The organism is Serratia sp. H402Y (assembly GCF_051172415.1).
Lineage (GTDB): Bacteria > Pseudomonadota > Gammaproteobacteria > Enterobacterales > Enterobacteriaceae > Serratia > Serratia ureilytica.
Map to the genome: position 1 here is coordinate 101,780 of NZ_JBPIYZ010000008.1, position 18,225 is coordinate 120,004.

At 57.4% G+C, this 18,225-nt stretch carries 15 protein-coding genes and 1 rRNA gene; 8 read left to right on the forward strand and 8 right to left on the reverse strand.

Annotated features, from left to right (window positions below):
- Window positions 1–48: 48 nt before the first annotated feature.
- The gene (gene typA, locus ACSBQS_RS23935) at window positions 49–1,872 is read right to left on the reverse strand and encodes a ribosome-dependent GTPase TypA (protein ID WP_004931243.1); all 1,824 of its coding nucleotides are present in this window, start codon (window positions 1,870–1,872) and stop codon (window positions 49–51) included.
- Window positions 1,873–2,242: 370 nt separating this feature from the next.
- Between typA and glnA the strand changes: the two genes are divergently transcribed.
- The 4 genes from glnA to ACSBQS_RS23955 all read left to right on the forward strand — a co-directional run bounded on the left by glnA (window position 2,243) and on the right by ACSBQS_RS23955 (window position 6,553).
- Entirely contained in the window at window positions 2,243–3,652 is a 1,410-nt protein-coding gene (glnA, locus tag ACSBQS_RS23940) for a glutamate--ammonia ligase (RefSeq protein ID WP_033645173.1), read from the forward strand.
- 194 nt (window positions 3,653–3,846) lie between these two features.
- On the forward strand, window positions 3,847–4,896 hold the full coding sequence (gene glnL / locus ACSBQS_RS23945; RefSeq protein WP_004931246.1) for a nitrogen regulation protein NR(II): 1,050 nt from the start codon (window positions 3,847–3,849) through the stop codon (window positions 4,894–4,896).
- A gap of 8 nt (window positions 4,897–4,904) precedes the next feature.
- Window positions 4,905–6,317 carry a nitrogen regulation protein NR(I) gene (gene glnG, locus ACSBQS_RS23950; protein WP_033652266.1) on the forward strand — a complete coding sequence of 471 codons (1,413 nt, stop codon included), beginning with the start codon at window positions 4,905–4,907 and terminating at the stop codon, window positions 6,315–6,317.
- 113 nt (window positions 6,318–6,430) lie between these two features.
- Window positions 6,431–6,553 (forward strand): YshB family small membrane protein, encoded by a 123-nt coding sequence (locus ACSBQS_RS23955; RefSeq protein WP_015379453.1) that lies wholly within the window; start codon window positions 6,431–6,433, stop codon window positions 6,551–6,553.
- A gap of 34 nt (window positions 6,554–6,587) precedes the next feature.
- Here the strand turns inward: ACSBQS_RS23955 and hemN are convergent, their stop codons facing one another.
- Together hemN and yihI are read right to left on the reverse strand one after the other, a co-directional pair.
- Window positions 6,588–7,961, reverse strand: a complete 1,374-nt coding sequence (hemN, locus tag ACSBQS_RS23960; protein WP_197666903.1) for an oxygen-independent coproporphyrinogen III oxidase — start codon at window positions 7,959–7,961, stop codon at window positions 6,588–6,590.
- A 182-nt stretch (window positions 7,962–8,143) separates the two neighbouring features.
- The gene (gene yihI, locus ACSBQS_RS23965) at window positions 8,144–8,686 is read right to left on the reverse strand and encodes a Der GTPase-activating protein YihI (RefSeq protein ID WP_015379455.1); all 543 of its coding nucleotides are present in this window, start codon (window positions 8,684–8,686) and stop codon (window positions 8,144–8,146) included.
- 734 nt (window positions 8,687–9,420) lie between these two features.
- Between yihI and yihA the strand changes: the two genes are divergently transcribed.
- Window positions 9,421–10,065, forward strand: coding sequence for a ribosome biogenesis GTP-binding protein YihA/YsxC (yihA, locus tag ACSBQS_RS23970; RefSeq protein WP_004931258.1), 645 nt, complete (start codon window positions 9,421–9,423; stop codon window positions 10,063–10,065).
- 517 nt (window positions 10,066–10,582) lie between these two features.
- Here yihA and polA read toward each other — a convergent pair.
- Window positions 10,583–13,381 carry a DNA polymerase I gene (polA, locus tag ACSBQS_RS23975; RefSeq protein ID WP_047025868.1) on the reverse strand — a complete coding sequence of 933 codons (2,799 nt, stop codon included), beginning with the start codon at window positions 13,379–13,381 and terminating at the stop codon, window positions 10,583–10,585.
- A gap of 497 nt (window positions 13,382–13,878) precedes the next feature.
- On the opposite strand from polA, the gene ACSBQS_RS23980 reads away from it, so the two are divergent.
- The gene (locus ACSBQS_RS23980) at window positions 13,879–14,775 is read left to right on the forward strand and encodes an acyltransferase (protein ID WP_033645170.1); all 897 of its coding nucleotides are present in this window, start codon (window positions 13,879–13,881) and stop codon (window positions 14,773–14,775) included.
- A gap of 42 nt (window positions 14,776–14,817) precedes the next feature.
- On the opposite strand, the gene dsbA is transcribed toward ACSBQS_RS23980, so the two are convergent.
- The 3 genes from dsbA to ACSBQS_RS23995 all read right to left on the reverse strand — a co-directional run bounded on the left by dsbA (window position 14,818) and on the right by ACSBQS_RS23995 (window position 16,825).
- Complete coding sequence (dsbA, locus tag ACSBQS_RS23985) at window positions 14,818–15,441, reverse strand: thiol:disulfide interchange protein DsbA (protein ID WP_025304721.1); 624 nt, start codon at window positions 15,439–15,441, stop codon at window positions 14,818–14,820.
- Between the two features lie 29 nt (window positions 15,442–15,470).
- Window positions 15,471–16,457 (reverse strand): serine/threonine protein kinase, encoded by a 987-nt coding sequence (locus ACSBQS_RS23990; RefSeq protein WP_047025869.1) that lies wholly within the window; start codon window positions 16,455–16,457, stop codon window positions 15,471–15,473.
- Window positions 16,458–16,555: 98 nt separating this feature from the next.
- A complete protein-coding gene (locus ACSBQS_RS23995) occupies window positions 16,556–16,825 on the reverse strand; it encodes a YihD family protein (RefSeq protein ID WP_004931268.1) in 270 nt (89 codons plus the stop codon).
- Window positions 16,826–16,973: 148 nt separating this feature from the next.
- On the opposite strand from ACSBQS_RS23995, the gene mobA reads away from it, so the two are divergent.
- Both mobA and mobB read left to right on the forward strand, forming a co-directional pair.
- The gene (mobA, locus tag ACSBQS_RS24000; RefSeq protein ID WP_047025870.1) at window positions 16,974–17,564 is read left to right on the forward strand and encodes a molybdenum cofactor guanylyltransferase MobA; all 591 of its coding nucleotides are present in this window, start codon (window positions 16,974–16,976) and stop codon (window positions 17,562–17,564) included.
- Window positions 17,561–18,079: a molybdopterin-guanine dinucleotide biosynthesis protein MobB gene (mobB, locus tag ACSBQS_RS24005; protein WP_033652270.1), complete on the forward strand. Its 519-nt coding sequence runs from the start codon at window positions 17,561–17,563 to the stop codon at window positions 18,077–18,079. The genes mobA and mobB overlap by 4 nt, the downstream gene beginning before the upstream one ends.
- A 72-nt stretch (window positions 18,080–18,151) precedes the next feature.
- On the opposite strand, the gene rrf is transcribed toward mobB, so the two are convergent.
- Window positions 18,152–18,225: ribosomal RNA gene (rrf, locus tag ACSBQS_RS24010) — 5S ribosomal RNA — on the reverse strand; the annotation flags it as partial.

Consider the following 18,225-nt stretch of genomic DNA (forward strand, 5'->3'; position numbering starts at 1 on the left):
CTCAGGGCGCGAGAGCCGCGCCCTAAGCATGAGACACTCAATCAGCGATTAAGCGTCTTTTGGACCGCGGCTGGCACGCTTACGATCGTTTTCCGTCAGGTGACGCTTACGGATACGGATCGAGGTTGGCGTCACTTCTACCAGTTCGTCGTCATCGATGAACTCCAGAGCTTGCTCCAGGGTCATTTTGATGGCCGGAACCAGGGTAGTCGCTTCGTCGGTACCGGAAGCACGCATGTTGGTCAGCTTCTTACCGGTCAGGCAGTTTACGGTCAGGTCGTTGGAACGTGAGTGAATACCGATGATCTGGCCTTCATACACTTCCGCACCGTGGCCCAGGAACAGCTTGCCGCGATCCTGCAGGCCGAACAGCGCGAACGCGACCGCTTTGCCCTGGCCGTTGGAGATCAGCACGCCGTTCTGACGCTGGCCCACTTCGCCCGGACGCACGTCGTCGTAGTGGCTGAAGGTGGAGTACAGCAGACCGGTACCCGAAGTCATGGTCATGAATTCGTTACGGAAGCCGATCAGACCGCGGCTTGGGATCACGTAGTCGAGACGCACGCGGCCCTTACCGTCTGGATCCATGTTTTTCAGGTCGGCTTTACGCTCACCCATCGCCTGCATCACGGAACCCTGATGCTGCTCTTCGATATCCAGCGTCACGTTCTCGAATGGCTCCTGCTTACGGCCATCGATTTCGCGGAAGATAACTTTCGGACGGGAAACCGCCAGCTCGAAACCTTCACGGCGCATGTTTTCGATCAGCACCGACAGGTGCAGCTCGCCACGACCGGATACGCGGAAGGCGTCAGCATCGTCGGTTTCTTCAACGCGCAGCGCCACGTTGTGCACCAGCTCTTTGTTCAGACGGTCAAGGATCTGACGCGACGTCACGTACTTACCTTCTTTACCGCAGAACGGCGAGGTGTTGACGTTGAAGAACATGGTTACGGTCGGTTCGTCGACGGACAGCGCCGGCAGCGCTTCTACGGCGTTGGTGTCGCAGATGGTGTCGGAGATGTTCAGCTCGCCCAGGCCGGTGATGGCGATGATGTCGCCCGCTTCCGCCAGGGTGCTGTCGATACGCTCCAGACCCAGGTGACCCAGCACTTTACCCACTTTACCGTTGCGAGTTTTACCTTCGCTGTCGATGATGGTGACCTGCTGGTTCGGCTTCACTTTACCGCGCTTGATGCGGCCGATGCCGATAACGCCCAGGTAGTTGTTGTAGTCCAACTGGGAGATCTGCATCTGGAATGGCGCTTCCAGCTCAACCTGCGGCGCAGACACGTGGTCGACGATCGCCTGATACAGCGGGGTCATGTCTTCCGCCATGTCGGTGTGGTCGACGCCGGCGATGCCGTTCAGCGCAGAAGCGTAGATGATCGGGAAGTCGAGCTGCTCGTCGGTCGCGTCGAGGTTCACGAACAGGTCGAACACCTGATCCACAACCCAGTCAGGGCGCGCGCCAGGGCGGTCAACCTTGTTGATTACCACGATCGGCTTCAGACCGTTGGCGAACGCCTTTTTGGTCACGAAGCGGGTTTGCGGCATAGGGCCATCCATTGCATCCACAACCAGCAGCACCGAGTCAACCATCGACATCACGCGCTCTACCTCACCGCCGAAGTCGGCGTGTCCTGGGGTATCCACGATGTTGATGCGGTAACCATTCCAATTAATGGCGGTGTTTTTTGCGAGGATGGTAATCCCACGCTCTTTCTCCAAATCGTTGGAGTCCATTACGCGTTCGGTGGCTTCCGCACGCTCTCCGAAAGTACCGGATTGTTGCAGCAGCTTGTCAACCAGGGTGGTTTTACCATGGTCAACGTGGGCAATAATGGCGATGTTACGCAAATTTTCGATCACAGCTTTGCCTCGGGCATTAGAAATAGCGCGCTATTGTACACGTATTAAGCGAGGGACTAAACAAGATCACAACCATCTCTTATAAACAACCGCGTACCGGTCAGTTTGTGATCCCTTTCACGGTGCAAAAAGCCGCAATCGTTGCACTTTTGCACCATTTCAGTGCCTACCCCCACCCTTATTGCACCATGACGGTGCAAATTATCGCTGATGGTGCATACTGTGTCTGGGTAAAACCCGCGCAGAAAGGCGATGAAAGCCTTTTTAAAAAGTTGGCACGCTTTTCGCTTTAGTCTTTTCAAGGCGAAAAAAAGCCAGTTCCACAGATTCGTTCCACGACGACGACAATGATAAACCGGGAGAGTTAAGTATGTCCGCTGAACACGTTTTGACGATGCTGAATGAGCATGAAGTGAAATTCGTAGACCTGCGTTTCACTGACACCAAGGGTAAGGAACAGCACGTGACTATCCCGGCTCATCAGGTAAACGCCGACTTCTTCGAAGAAGGCAAAATGTTTGACGGCTCCTCTATCGGTGGTTGGAAGGGCATCAACGAATCTGACATGGTACTGATGCCGGATGCCAGCACGGCGGTTCTGGATCCGTTCTTCGAAGAACCTACGCTGATCATTCGCTGCGACATTCTCGAGCCGGGCACCATGCAAGGCTACGATCGCGACCCACGCTCCATCTCCAAACGCGCCGAAGACTTCCTGCGCTCCTCCGGCATCGCGGACACCGTGCTGTTCGGGCCAGAGCCTGAGTTCTTCCTGTTCGACGACATCCGCTTCGGCAGCAGCATCCGCGGTTCCCACGTGGCCATCGACGACATCGAAGGCGCCTGGAACTCCGGCACTCAATACGACGGCGGCAACAAAGGCCACCGTCCGGCGGTGAAAGGCGGTTATTTCCCGGTTCCACCGGTCGACTCTTCGCAGGATCTGCGTTCCACCATGTGTCTGACCATGGAAGAGATGGGCCTGGTGGTTGAAGCGCACCACCACGAAGTGGCGACCGCCGGTCAGAACGAAGTGGCGACCCGCTTCAACACCATGACCAAGAAAGCCGACGAAATTCAGATCTACAAGTACGTGGTGCACAACGTGGCGCACGCCTTCGGTAAAACCGCGACCTTCATGCCGAAACCCATGTTCGGCGACAACGGTTCCGGCATGCACTGCCACATGTCGCTGTCCAAGAACGGCACCAACCTGTTCGCCGGCGACAAATACGGCGGCCTGTCTGAAACCGCGCTGTTCTACATCGGCGGCATCATCAAGCACGCCAAGGCGATCAACGCGTTGGCAAACCCGACCACCAACTCGTACAAACGTCTGGTGCCGGGCTACGAAGCGCCGGTGATGCTGGCCTACTCCGCCCGTAACCGCTCCGCGTCTATCCGCATCCCGGTGGTCGCCAGCCCGAAAGCGCGCCGCATCGAAGCCCGCTTCCCGGACCCGGCGGCTAACCCATACCTGTGCTTCGCCGCACTGCTGATGGCCGGCCTGGACGGCATCATCAACAAGATCCACCCTGGCGACGCCATGGACAAAAACCTGTACGACCTGCCGCCGGAAGAAGAAGCCGAGATCCCAAAAGTGGCCGGCTCGCTGGACGAAGCGATGGCCGCGCTGAACGAAGACCGCGAGTTCCTGACCCGCGGCGGCGTGTTCACCGACGATGCGATCGATGCCTACATCGAACTGCGCAAAGAAGAGATGGACCGCGTTCGCATGACGCCACACCCGGTCGAGTTCGAACTGTACTACAGCGTCTAAGCCCTACCCGCGCCGTCTGCAAAGGCGGACGGCGCCCACAATTTTTGTTATCGCTTTTTTGTTGCCGTGGAAACTTTCAGCCCATCTTCGGATGGGTTTTTTTCTCCACCGTATTTTCTGCAAAACTATTCCATACCGCGCCGATCCCGGATGGAGTAGGATAGATGCACTAAAAAGGTGCAGGAGTCTGCTGTATGGCAACTGGCAAGCTGCCCGATGCTGGGCAGATCCTCAATTCACTCATCAACAGCATCCTGCTGTTGGATGACTCACTGGCGGTTCACTACGCCAACCCTGCGGCACAGCAGCTGCTGGCGCAAAGCTCCCGCAAGCTGTTCGGCACGCCGCTGCCCGATCTGCTCGGCTATTTTTCGCTGAACGTCTCTCTGATGCGTGAAAGCCTGCGCGCCGGTCAGGGCTTCACCGACAACGAAGTGACCCTGGTGGTCGATGGCCGCGCGCATATTCTTTCCCTGACCGCTCAGGCGCTGCCGGAAGGCTATATCCTGGTCGAGCTGGCGCCGATGGACAATCAGCGCCGCCTGAGCCAGGAACAGCTACAGCATGCCCAACAGGTGGCCGCCCGCGATCTGGTACGCGGTTTGGCGCACGAGATTAAAAACCCGCTGGGCGGCCTGCGCGGCGCGGCGCAGCTGCTGGCCAAAGCGCTGCCCGATCCGGCGCTGACCGAATACACCAAGGTGATCATTGAACAGGCCGATCGGCTGCGCAATCTGGTGGATCGTCTGCTCGGGCCGCAGCGCCCCGGTCAGCACATCACCCAGAGCATCCATCAGGTCGCGGAGCGCGTCTGCCAGCTGGTGTCGCTGGAAATGCCGGATAACGTCACGCTGGTGCGCGACTACGATCCCAGCCTGCCGGAAATGGCCCACGACCCGGATCAGATAGAACAGGTGCTGCTGAACATCACCCGCAATGCGCTGCAGGCCTTGGGCGAGGCGGGCGGCACCATTACTCTGCGCACCCGCACCGCGTTTCAGATAACGTTGCACGGCACCCGCTATCGCCTGGCGGCGCGTATCGATGTCGAAGACGACGGCCCCGGCGTGCCGGCGCAGCTGCAGGACACGCTGTTCTACCCGATGGTCAGCGGCCGTGAAGGCGGTACCGGCCTGGGATTATCCATCGCCCGCAATCTGATCGATCAGCATTGCGGAAAAATCGAGTTCAACAGTTGGCCAGGTCATACCGAATTCTCGGTCTACCTGCCCATTCGTCAGTGAGGTTTGCAATGCAACGAGGGATAGTCTGGATCGTCGATGACGATAGCTCCATCCGCTGGGTGCTTGAGCGCGCGCTCACCGGCGCGGGCATGAGCTGCGCCACCTTCGAAGGCGGCAATGACGTGCTGGAAGCCTTGGCCACGCAAACTCCCGACGTGTTGCTGTCCGATATCCGCATGCCGGGTATCGATGGTCTGGCGCTGCTCAAGCAGATCAAACAGCGCCACCCGATGCTGCCGGTGATCATCATGACCGCGCATTCGGATTTGGATGCGGCCGTCAGCGCCTATCAGCAAGGGGCCTTCGACTACCTGCCGAAACCGTTCGACATCGACGAAGCGGTGGCGCTGGTCGAGCGCGCCATCAGCCATTATCAAGAGCAGCAGCAGCCGGTGCGCAGCCAGCCGGCCAGCGATCCGGCGGCGGACATCATCGGCGAAGCGCCGGCGATGCAGGACGTGTTTCGCATCATCGGCCGGCTGTCGCGTTCGTCGATCAGCGTGCTGATCAACGGCGAATCCGGCACCGGCAAGGAACTGGTGGCGCATGCGCTGCACCGCCACAGCCCGCGCGCCAAGTCGCCGTTCATCGCCCTGAACATGGCCGCTATTCCCAAGGATCTGATCGAGTCCGAGCTGTTCGGCCACGAGAAAGGTGCCTTCACCGGCGCGAACCAAATCCGTCAGGGGCGCTTTGAACAGGCCGACGGCGGCACGCTGTTCCTCGACGAGATCGGCGATATGCCGCTCGACGTGCAAACGCGCCTGCTGCGGGTGCTGGCGGACGGCCAGTTCTACCGGGTCGGCGGCTATGCGCCGGTGAAGGTCGACGTGCGCATCATCGCCGCCACGCACCAGAACCTGGAATTACGGGTACAGGAAGGCAAGTTCCGCGAGGATCTGTTCCACCGCCTGAACGTGATCCGCGTACACCTACCGCCGCTGCGCGAGCGCCGGGAAGACATCCCGCGGCTGGCGCGCCACTTCCTGCAGATCGCCGCCAAGGAGCTGGGCGTAGAGGCCAAGAACCTGCATCCGGAAACCGAAACCGCGCTGACCCGCCTGCCCTGGCCGGGGAACGTGCGCCAGCTGGAGAATACCTGCCGCTGGCTGACGGTGATGGCCGCCGGGCAAGAGGTGCTGATTCAGGATCTGCCGAGCGAACTGTTCGAAACCGCCGCGCCGGAGAGCCCCAGCCACAGCCTGCCGGACAGTTGGGCCACGCTGCTGGCGCAGTGGGCCGATCGCGCGCTGCGTTCCGGTCATCAAAATCTGCTGTCGGAAGCGCAGCCGGAGATGGAGCGTACACTGCTCACCACCGCCTTGCGTCACACCCAGGGGCACAAACAGGAAGCCGCACGCCTGCTGGGCTGGGGCCGCAATACCCTGACCCGCAAGCTCAAAGAACTGGGCATGGAATAGGCGCTGAGGTTGATGATAAAAAACGCAGCCCAGCGCACAAAAAAACGCCAACCGCAGACTTTACAGCCGGTGCGGGCGCAGTATGATCGTGTCGCACACTCTGGAGGTTGACGATGCTGGACTCATTCATCGTGTTCATTTCTCAGGGCGCGGAGCTGGGCTCCGCCGCCAGCCACACCCCGCAGGCGGCGGTCGCCGCGGTGTTGTGCGCCGCGCTGATTAACTTCTTCAGTTAAAAAAACAGCCGCATCAGCGGCTGTTTTTTCATCCTCAGATCACCCGAGAGAACTGCTGGCTGCGCGCCTGTTGCCGCAGATAGCGGTCGAAGCACATGCAGATATTGCGGATCAGCAAGCGCCCGCGCGGCGTGACGCGAATGCCTTGCTCGTCGCGCTCCACCAGCCCATCGCGTTCAAACGGCGTCAGCAGCTGCAGGTCTTCGGCGAAGTAAGCGGTGAAATCGATGCCATATTGCCGTTCAAGTGGCTGATACGCCAACCGGAAGTTGCAGATCAACGTTTTGATCAGATCGCGCCGCAGGCAATCGTCGTCCGTCAGCGCCAACCCGCGCCACAGGGCGTTGCCCTGCGCCGGTACGCTCTCATAGTAACGCTTCAGCTCTTTCTGGTTCTGCGCATAGCTGTCCCCGAGCATGCTGATGGCCGACACGCCCAACCCCAGCAGATCGCTGTCGCCCTGGGTGGTATAGCCCTGGAAATTGCGGTGCAGCTTGCCTTCGCGTTGCGCAATCGCCAGCTCATCGTCCGGGCGTGCAAAGTGATCCATGCCGATAAACTGATAGCCGGCGTCAGTCAGGAACGCGATGCTCTGCTGCAGGATATCCAGCTTCTGCTGCGCGCTGGGCAGATCGGCGTCTTTGATTTTGCGCTGGGCGGCGAATAAATTCGGCATATGCGCGTAGTTGAACACGCTGAGGCGATCGGGATTCAGTTCAGCCACCCGCTGCAGCGTGAAGGCGAAGCTTTCCGGCGTCTGTTTCGGCAGGCCGTAGATCAGATCGATATTGGTCGAGCGGAAGCCCAGCGCTTTGGCCCGCTCGATCAGGGCGAAGATAAAGGCTTCATCCTGCTCGCGGTTGACCAACGCCTGCACCTGCTTGTTGAAATCCTGCACCCCCATGCTCAGGCGGTTAAAGCCTTCGGCGCGTAAATGATCGAGCACATCCAGCGCTATCTCGCGCGGATCGACTTCGATCGACATCTCCGCATCGGGCAGAAAATCAAAATGTTCGCGCAGCAGCGCCACCAGCCGGCTGATTTGCGCCTTGTCCAGGTAGGTTGGCGTACCGCCGCCCCAGTGCATCTGGCCAACCTTGCGGCCGGCGAACAGCGGCGCACGGCTGGCGATCTCTTGCGCCAGGACATTCAGGTATTCATCGGCCTTGTGCGTCTGACGCGTCACCAGTTTGTTGCAGCCGCAGAAGTAGCACAGCTTATGGCAGAAAGGGATATGCACGTACAGCGACAGCGGGCGCTCAGGGTAGCGCGCCGCGGCGCGTTGAAACGCCGCTTCGTCGTAGCGCTGGTTAAACTCCAGCGCCGTGGGGTATGAGGTATAACGCGGCCCTGAGTAGTTATATTTTTGGATCAGGGCCAAATCCCAGACAATCGTCTGCTCTGACATGCTCACTCCTTCCGATATCTTTTTCTACCGGGCCGGGAGAGAGGCGGTTGTCTGCGCTGTCTGGCCACGGAAGCGCTGCGAAAACGCGCTTTGCGCTTAGACAGCCGCCATAGTTTACCGAATAACCACAGCAGATAACACATCAAGAGTAGGGCTATTGTCGGGATCAGCCACATGGCGCGTTAAAAAGCGTCCTTCGGGTTGCCGCCTTTCAGCAGCTTCAGAATATCTTCCTGCTTCTCTTCTTCTTCCTCGTCGTCTTCATCGCCCAGCTCGATGCCCAGCACGTCCATCAGCACATCGATGCGATCCAGCGTCTTGTCGACATACGCCTGCTCTTGCGCGTTCAGCGTTTCGCCATCGTCGATGCGATCCAGCAGCGCGTTCAGACGTTCGTCATTTTCCAGCTTCGCCAGCTCTTCTTCCGGCGACAGGCGCGGTTTCGCTTCGGCCTTTGGCTTCGGCTGCGGTTTGGCCTTCACTTTGGTTTCGTCGACCACCAGCGCAACCGGCACTTTACTGCCGATACGCGGATCTTTGGCTTCCGCCGCCGATTTGTTTTTCTGGCTGCCGGACTCGACCTGAGTGCGCGAACCGGAAGCGTGGCCGCGGCGTTTTTTCAGGCGTTTGCGCTCACGCGCTTCCTGATCGAGCTCCATACGGCTTTTCTTTTTCGTTTTTGACTTCGCCGCGCTGCCGCGAGGTGCTTTTGATGGCTGGTTCATAGCGTGTGCTCTTAGGTATGTAGATTCAGTATAGAATTGCGGCGGAATCTAGCAGAAAGCGGACAAAGAAAAAAGGCGGCAGGTTAAACCTGCCGCCTATTTCGCACCTTCTTGCGAAGAGTATTCCTGTTACGCGCTCCTTGTGTACATGCAACATCCCGGTTTTTCCTTCTGCTATAACCGCATTCCCTGCCACTACGTCCTTCATCCTGAAAGGAAAATCGTCCGTGGCGCAATCCATTCGCATCCGCTCTTCCCGAGCGCGCTTCCTGCGGGCATCCAAACTGCCGATACTTCACCATCCGATGTGCCTGCCGCCTATTCCGGTGCGAAAGGGTCACTTCCTTTTGCGTTCATCCTGGCACTCATTGCACGCCCTGTGCATTCCCTGAGATTTGTCATCCTTCCCGGATGTTCCCCAATCCTGCGCAACCCTGCGTTAACGAGTACTTTACGTTATTGTTGCGAAGGCTCAAGGCACCGGAGGCCGATTTGACTGACATTTCCACACAACGAAAAAACAACACATTGTTTTTAAAAAAGAAACAGAAATATCGCTTTCGAATAAAGCGACATTACCCGCGATTCGAATGGCAAATGTCTCACAACGTAAGAGCGGCTTAACCGTCGTTTTATCGCGCCCCGCCGCTTAAAAACGGAGAAACACGCCATTTTTACCGCTGATGCAGTTATAATCGCCAACCAGTTAGCCATCCTCACGGAGACGAAAAATTTTGACCAGCAAGAACTACAACTATCATGTGACCCATTTCGTCACCAGCGCACCCGATATTCGCCATCTTCCGGGGGATGCAGGAATTGAAGTCGCCTTTGCCGGCCGTTCCAACGCCGGTAAATCCAGCGCGCTGAATACGCTGACCAACCAAAAAAGCCTGGCGCGCACCAGTAAGACGCCGGGGCGCACCCAGCTGATTAACCTGTTCGAAGTGGAAGACGGCATTCGTCTGGTCGACCTGCCGGGTTATGGCTACGCCGAAGTGCCGGAAGAAATGAAGCGCAAATGGCAACGCGCGCTGGGCGAATACCTGCAGATGCGCAACAGCCTGAAAGGGCTGGTGGTGCTGATGGATATCCGCCATCCGCTGAAAGATCTCGACCAGCAGATGATCCAGTGGGCGGTCGACGTCGGCACGCCGGTGCTGGTGTTGCTGACCAAGGCCGACAAGCTGGCCTCCGGCGCACGCAAGGCGCAGCTCAACATGGTGCGTGAAGCGGTGCTACCGTTTATGGGGGATATCCAGGTCGAAGCCTTCTCATCGCTGAAAAAGATCGGCGTCGACAAGCTGCGCCAGAAGCTGGACACCTGGTTTAACGAGATCCCGCCGGAAGTGCTGCCGGAAGAGGACATCGGCGAATAAGCCCTGATCGCACGTTTGAGCCGATGCCTCGCCGCATCGGCTTTTTTATGCCCGCAGATCGGCCGCAGGCGGGATTTTTCGTTATCTAATTACATTTTTGAAATAAAGCCATCATAAAGACTTATCGCCAAAACGGGCTTGTTTCGCCGAATTACGCGGATTGAGGGAGCGGAAGCTGAAATGAAAAGCGTGGCCGAGCGATAGGAAAAACGTATGGTTTGCTGCTGTTTTTACAATAAAAAACGCCCCAGTCAATACTGACTGGGGCGGCTAAATATTCAGCCAAATCCGATTACGTGAAGTAAAAGGTCTGAAAGATAGAACATCTTACCTCTGTACCCTACGCCTGTAACTCTACATCATTTTTTCGCAGGGCAAAAGAATTTTTTGTAGTTTACTTACACAATTTGAGACGCAAGAACGGCGAAGTTGGGGAAACTATCGCCGCATCTTGTAGCTTAATTACGAAAAGTGCTTAGCTTCTCGCCAGTTAGCGCATAAGGCGATAACCCGGCGATCAGTGCGCTTCATCCCAGTTCATGCCGACGCCCACATCGACCTTCAGCGGCACCGCCAGCGTCATGCTGCCTTCCATCAGTTGGCGGATACGTTGGCTGGCTTCGTCGATCACCGACTCGTGCACCTCGAACACCAATTCATCGTGCACCTGCATGATCGCGCGCACCAACGGCTTCTCCTGCCCCTGCAGCCAGGCGTCGACCTCGATCATCGCACGCTTGATGATATCGGCCGCCGTGCCCTGCATCGGGGCGTTGATGGCGGCGCGCTCGGCCGCCTTGCGGCGCATGGCGTTGCTGGAGCGTACGTCCGGCAGATACAGACGGCGGCCGTCCAGCGTGCTGACATAGCCCTGCTCGGAAGCCTGCTGACGGGTGCGCTCCATGTAATCCAGCACGCCCGGGTAACGTTCGAAGTAGAGATCCATATAGCGCTGGGCTTCCCCACGCGGGATCCCCAGCTGACGCGCCAGGCCGAAGGCGCTCATGCCGTAAATCAAACCAAAGTTAATCGCCTTGGCGCTGCGGCGCTGCTCGCCGGTCACTTTATCCAACGGCACGCCGAAAACTTCCGACGCCGTGGCGCGGTGAATGTCTTTCCCTTCGGCGAAGGCCTTCAGCAGCCCTTCATCCTGAGACAGATGCGCCATGATGCGCAGCTCGATCTGCGAGTAGTCGGCCGCGACGATGCGGTAGCCTTCCGGCGCGATAAAGGCCTGGCGAATGCGCCGCCCTTCTTCGTTGCGCACCGGGATGTTCTGCAGGTTCGGATCGCTCGAGGAGAGACGGCCGGTGGCGGTCACCGCCTGATGATACGAGGTATGCACCCGCCCGCTGACCGGATTGATCATCAGCGGCAGCTTGTCGGTATAGGTGGTCTTCAGCTTCGCCAAACCGCGGTATTCCAGAATCACCTTCGGCAGCGGGTAGTCGAGCGCCAGCTCGGCCAGCACCTCTTCGTTGGTGGATGGCGCCCCGCCCGGGGTTTTCTTCAGCACCGGCAGCTTTTGTTTTTCGTACAAGATAGCCTGCAGCTGCTTGGTCGACGCCAGGTTGAACGGCTCTTCCGCCAGCTCGTGGGCCTGCGCCTCCAGCTCAGCCAGACGCTTGGCCAGCTCCTGGGAGTGGGCCGATAAAATGGCCGGATCGATCAGCACCCCGGTGCGTTCGATATGCGACAGCACCGGCAGCAGCGGCATTTCAATCTCGTTGAACACCGTCAGCAGTTCCGCGCTCTGTTTCAGCTGCGGCCACATCGCCAGATGCAGCTGCAGCGTGACATCGGCGTCTTCGGCAGCGTATGGCGCCGCCTGCTCAAGCGCGATCTGATTGAACGTCAACTGGTTCTTGCCCTTGCCGGCGATCTCTTCGAAAGTGATGGTTTTGTGGCCAAGATAACGATCGGCCAGGCTGTCCATATCATGACGGCCGCCGACGCTGTCCAGCACATAGGACTCCAGCATGGTGTCGTAGGCGATGCCGCGCATCTCGATGCCGTAACGCGCCAGCAGGCTCATATCGAACTTCAGATTTTGCCCGACCTTGAGCGCTTTCTCGTCTTCCAGCAGCGGTTTGAGCGCCTTCAGCACGTAAGCGCGATCCAGCTGCGCCGGCGCATCCAGATAATCGTGCGCCACCGGCAAATAAGCCGCTTCGCCCGGCGCGATCGCAAAGGACAGGCCGATCAGATTGGCGGTCAGGGTATCCAGGCCATCGGTTTCGGTATCGAAGGCAAATACGTCGGCTTTTTTCAACCGCGCCAGCCAGTCGGTAAAGGTCGCTTCGTCCAGGATGGTGACATAACCGTCCTGAGACAGCTTGGCCTCCGCCAGCGCTTTCGGCGCTTCCGCGGCTACGGCTGGTTTGGCGGCGCCGGCAGCTTTCGCGCCCGCGCCTTTCTTGTTTTCCAACCAGATGCCGGCTTCTACGTCCGCCAGCCAGCGTTTGAACTCGTACTGTTTGAACAGCTGTTGCAGCGTGTCGACATCCGGCGCGGAGACCGTCAGGTCCGCACAGGTCAGATCCAGCTCGACGTCGGTTTTGATCGTCGCCAGCTTATAGGAGAGGTACGCGACCTCTTTATTCTGTTCCAGCTTGGCCGCCATGGTTTTGGCGCCGCGGAAGCTCAGCGTGGCGATGTTCTCCAGATTGCCGTACAGCGCATCCAGGCCGCCGATACCCTGCAGCAACGCCTGGGCGGTTTTCTCGCCCACGCCCGGCACGCCGGGAATGTTGTCCGATGAATCGCCCATCAGCGCCAGGAAGTCGATGATCAGCTCCGGCGGAATGCCGTACTTGTCGCACACTTCCTGCGGGCCGAGGATCGTGTTGTTCATGGTGTTGATCAGGGTGACGTTCGGCGTCACCAGCTGCGCCATGTCTTTGTCGCCGGTGCTGATCAGCACCGCGTGGCCGGCCTTTTCGGCCTCCAGCGCCAGCGTACCGATGACGTCATCCGCCTCTACGCCGGGCGTCACCAACAGCGGCAGGCCCATCGCCTTGACCATGTTGTGCAGCGGCTCGATCTGCGCGCGCAGATCGTCCGGCATCGGCGGCCGGTGCGACTTGTATTCAGCGAACAGATCATCGCGGAAGGTCTTCCCTTTGGCATCAAACACCACGGCAACGTGGCTCGGTTGATACTGCAACAGCAGACTGCGCAGCATATTCAGCACGCCGTACATCGCGCCGGTCGGCTCGCCCGCCGAGTTGGTCAGCGGCGGGAAGGCGTGATAAGCGCGGTAGAGGTAAGAGGAACCGTCAACCAGGATTAGTGGGTTTTCTGCAATCTGGGCCATAGCGTTTCTTTATCGTGATCGGACATAGGGGTAAGCATGCCATAGCTGGCCGCCGGAGACGAACCTTAGCGTGCATTGCGGACGAAAATGATGTGATTGTGCGCGAGGATCCGCAAGATCTTACCTGTGGATAACTTTGTGCATAGAAAAGAGACCGAATTATAACGCTGTGACTATCGTTATAACGGCGAATAAAATTCCTATTTAAATCACCGCGTTAAAAGAACGAATTCCGGCGACGCTTTATTATTGGCTTTTATTGGATTTGTGGATATAACTTTCGCCGGATTTTAATCGCACTATTAATCAAATTCGGCGCCTCAATTACCATAGCACAAGCTGGACAAGTTGCACGAAAACTCAGCAAATGGTTATCCGATGAGACGAAAAACAGTGATTTTTAGCGGCGCTTTACCCCGGCGATTTCTGTTAAAATGCATTTTTGTTCATGCGCTTTGGCATGCAACGATGTTCCCACCAACCGTCAGCCCATAATCATGCCAAGATTGTTAACGCCTGTTATCTTTATCATTTCCGTCATACTTACCATTCTGGTGACGGTGTTATGCTCCATCCCCATCACGCTGGCCGGCATCGTGAAACTCGTGGTGCCCATTCCCGCCGTTTGGCGATATATCTCGGCTTTCGCCGATTTCATGATGTGGTGTTGGTGCCAAGGGCTGGCGCTGTTATTGCGCATTAACGGGCAATTGCGTTGGGATATTGAAGGGCTGGAAGGGTTGGATCGCAAAAACTGGTATCTGCTGATCAGCAACCACGAAAGTTGGTCAGACATTGTCGTGTTATGCGTGCTGTTCAGAAATCATATTCCAATGAATAAGTATTTCCTCAAGCAGCAGCTCGCCTGGGTGCCGTTTGTCGGCCTGGCCTGCTGGGCGCTGGACATGCCATTCATGAAGCGTTACTCCCGCGCCTATTTGCTCAAGCACCCGGAAAAACGCGGCAAGGATATCGAAACGACGCGCCGTTCCTGCGAAAAATTCCGCCAGCGCCCAACCACCATCGTCAATTTCGTCGAAGGTTCACGCTTCACCGAAGCCAAGAAAATTAAAAGCAATTCACCTTATCGCAATTTGCTGGCGCCCAAAGCCGCCGGCATCGCGTTTACCCTTAGCGCGCTGGGCAATCAGTTCGACAAAGTGTTGAACGTCACCCTGCTTTATCCGGAAAATAACCAGCGGCCCTTTCTGGATATGCTGTGCGGCCGCCTGACGCGTATCGTGGTGAGAATAGAGACGCTACCGATCGATGAAACCCTGCACGGTGATTATTTCAACGACAAACAGTTCAAGCGGCGCTTCCAGCTGTGGCTGAATACGCTGTGGCAGGAAAAAGACCGGTTGCTGGATAAATTGAAGCGGCAATACGGATAAAAAAACGCCGGCGATGCCGGCGTTTTTCATGTTGAATCAGGCTTATTTCTGCTGGCTGAGGAATTTAACCACATCGGCGAACTGCTTCACGTAAGCGTCCATCGAGCTGGTGTCCAGGCCATCGTTTTTAACCATGTATTTGCCGTTGACGAATACCGCCGGCACGCCGCGCAGCTGCAGATCTTCTGCGGCTTTCTCCTGTTGAACCACCAGAGATTTCACCACGAAGCTGTTCCAGGCCGCGTCATAATCTGCGGCGGTTACGCCCGCTTTCACGAAGACGTTACGGATATCGTCCGGCGTTTGCACGGTCTGGGTTTTCTGCACCGCTTCAAACATCAGCGGGCTTACTTTGTCTTCCACGCCCAGCGCCATCGCCACCGCCCACGCCTGAGTCAGCTGTTTGCCCAACGGCCCCAGGAACTCCACGTGGTACTTGGTCATTTTGGTGCCGGCAGGCAACGCTTTTTTCACGTTCTCGGACACGTGATAGACCTGCTCAAACTGGTAGCAGTGTGGGCAGTAAAAGGAGAAGAACTCCAACACCTGCGGCTCACCGGTCACCGGCTTGTCCAGGGTCACGTACTGAGTGCCATCGCTAAACTGTGCCGCCGAGGCGCTGAATGCCATCACCATGCCAACGAGCGCCAACCATATTTTTTTCATAAGACTAAACTCTCCATTGTGTTAAAGCTTCAATACATTGGCGTCAGCTGCAGAGGAGGCTCCTGCAACAGCTTAACCTGTTCATTAAACGCCGCAGTCTGAGATAACCAGAAATCAGACTCCGCCATCCACGGAAAACTCTTAGGGAAGGCCGGATCCTGCCAACGGCGAGCGACCCAGGCCAGGTAATACACCATACGCATCGCCCGCAGTGGCTCAATTAACGCCAGCTCGCGCTGATCGAACTCGGCAAATTCGCCGTACGCCTCCAGCAAAACGTCCAGCTGCATCAGTTGGTCGCGACGTTCGCCGTGCAACAGCATCCACAGATCCTGAACCGCAGGGCCGTTGCGCGCGTCATCAAGATCGACGAACAGCGGGCCATCGCGCCACAGAATATTGCCCGGATGGCAATCGCCGTGCAAACGCCGCGGCTGCCAGTTCAGATGCCAGTGTGGCTTGATCGCCGCAATCAGGTTATCCGTCGCCTGCAGAAAGGCATCACGCTGAGCCGCCGGCAACAGCTCGCAATTGGCCAGCGCCTGACGCGGGGCAACAAGATACTCTTCAATCCCCATGGTTGGACGCTCGGCAAACAAACGCTCGCCGCCGACCTGATGGATACGCCCCAGAAAACGGCCTACCCATTCCAACTGATCCAGATTGTCTATCTCGTATTGCCGGCCCCCCACGCTGGGGAACAGGGCAAAGAAAAAACCGCCGTGCGTATGCAGCGTAGCGCCTTGCAGCGCCAACGGCGCCACCGCCGGGATCTCCGCGCCGGCCAGATCCAGAGCGAACTGATGTTCCTCACCGATTTGTGCGGCGCTCCAGCGCTCCGGTCGGTAAAACTTCACCACGTAGCGTCGACGATCCTCGTCCATAAACTGATAGACGCGGTTCTCATAGCTGTTCAGCGCCGTCAGGCCGGAATCGACGCGCAGGCCAATCCCTTCTAGCGCGTCCATGATCAAATCGGGCGACAGGGTGTCGAAATTAAAAGCTGAGTTATTCATAACGTTCGTTTGATCGCTGACAGCACGGTGCCGGGAATGAGAAATAGTAGCATTAATGGCGCATTTCACGCGCTATGCTTTCTCGCACCGCACGAGGATCAATCCTTGATAACGCCGCGAGCACGCAGCAACGCCGTTTTAAAATCTTCTTCGTAATCTTTCTTCAGGCCCGGGATCTGATCTGTGCCGGCGCTGCCGCGCATTTTCAGATGGTAAATAAGAATATCGTCGCTCAACTCGGACAACTCGCCCTGGAAACCCGCTTCCTTCGCCAGCTTTTGCAAAAACTGCATCAAATTGAGATCGGGATCTTCCTGCCAGGCCGGGTGCAACAGCTCGATCAACTCGTTTACGCGATGCGTTTTCATCTCAATATCGTCCAATAGCATGAATAAACTCACAAAGTAACAGGCTTACCCACGCAGTGAAAGAACCGGCTTGTCAATAAAGGTAAATCCTGATGTCGCGCCGGCTTTAGCGCTACAATCAGCGCATCGACAAGGCGGGATAAACGAGATGCATAAAGAAATCAGCGGCGTCATTTTGGCCGGCGGACGGGCCACGCGCATGGGCGGTGAGGACAAAGGCCTGGTGTCGATTGGCGGGATCGCACTCTATCAACACGTATTGGCTCGGTTACGCCCGCAGGTGGCTTCCGTCGCCATCAGCGCCAATCGCAATCAGGCACGTTACCAGGCGAGCGGTTTGCCGGTGATTGGCGATCTGACGCCCGATTTCGCCGGGCCGCTGGCAGGCATGCTGGCCGGGCTCAAACAGGCTCCCAGCGAATGGGTGGTCTTCGTCCCTTGTGATGTCCCCGACTTTCCCGCCGACTTAGTCGCTCAGCTATGGCAGCAAAAAGGCGCGGCGCAGGCGGCCTTTGCCAGCGATGGTGAACGAGATCACCCCACGCTGGCGTTACTGCATAGCCAAGTAGCGCCGCAGCTGGCCGACTATCTGGCGCGCGGTGAACGCAAGCTGATGCTGTTCTTGCATCAAATTGGCGCACAACGCGTAGTGTTCAGCGGGCAGCAAGCGGCATTTCATAACCTGAATACGCCGGCTGACTGCCTGAATTGGCAACAAACGCGAGAGCTCAAAAAATGAATCGTTCATTGCCTCCCTTGCTGGCCATCGGCGCCTACAGCGGAACGGGGAAAACGACCCTGCTCAAACAGCTGATCCCGTTGCTGAAACAACGCCAGGTAAGGATTGGACTGATCAAACATACGCATCACGACATGGATGTGGATACGCCGGGTAAAGACAGCTATGAGCTGCGTAAAGCAGGCGCCGAGCAAACGCTGGTCGCCAGCGATCGTCGCTGGGCATTAATGACCGAAACGCCGGAGCAACAACCTTTGGATCTGCGCTATCTGGCTGGGCGCTTTGACGCCGATAAGGTCGACTTGATTCTGGTGGAAGGGTTCAAACATGAGCCGGTCAGCAAGATCCTGCTTTATCGGGCCGAGATCGGCAGGCCGTTGGAAGACATGCTGGATCAGTTTGTCGTCGCGGTAGCCAGCGATCGACCGCTATCCATTTCGGCTAAGCAGTTGGATCTCAATCAACCGGAAAGCATCGCCGACTTTATTGTCGAGTGGTTGAAAGGCGCAGCGTAGCTGCGCTTTTTTACGTTTCACGCACAGCAAAAAGCCCTGAACGTCAGTTCAGGGCTTTCGGCTTTATTTGATGCCTGGCAGTGTCCTACTCTCGCATGGGGAGACCCCACACTACCATCGGCGCTACGGCGTTTCACTTCTGAGTT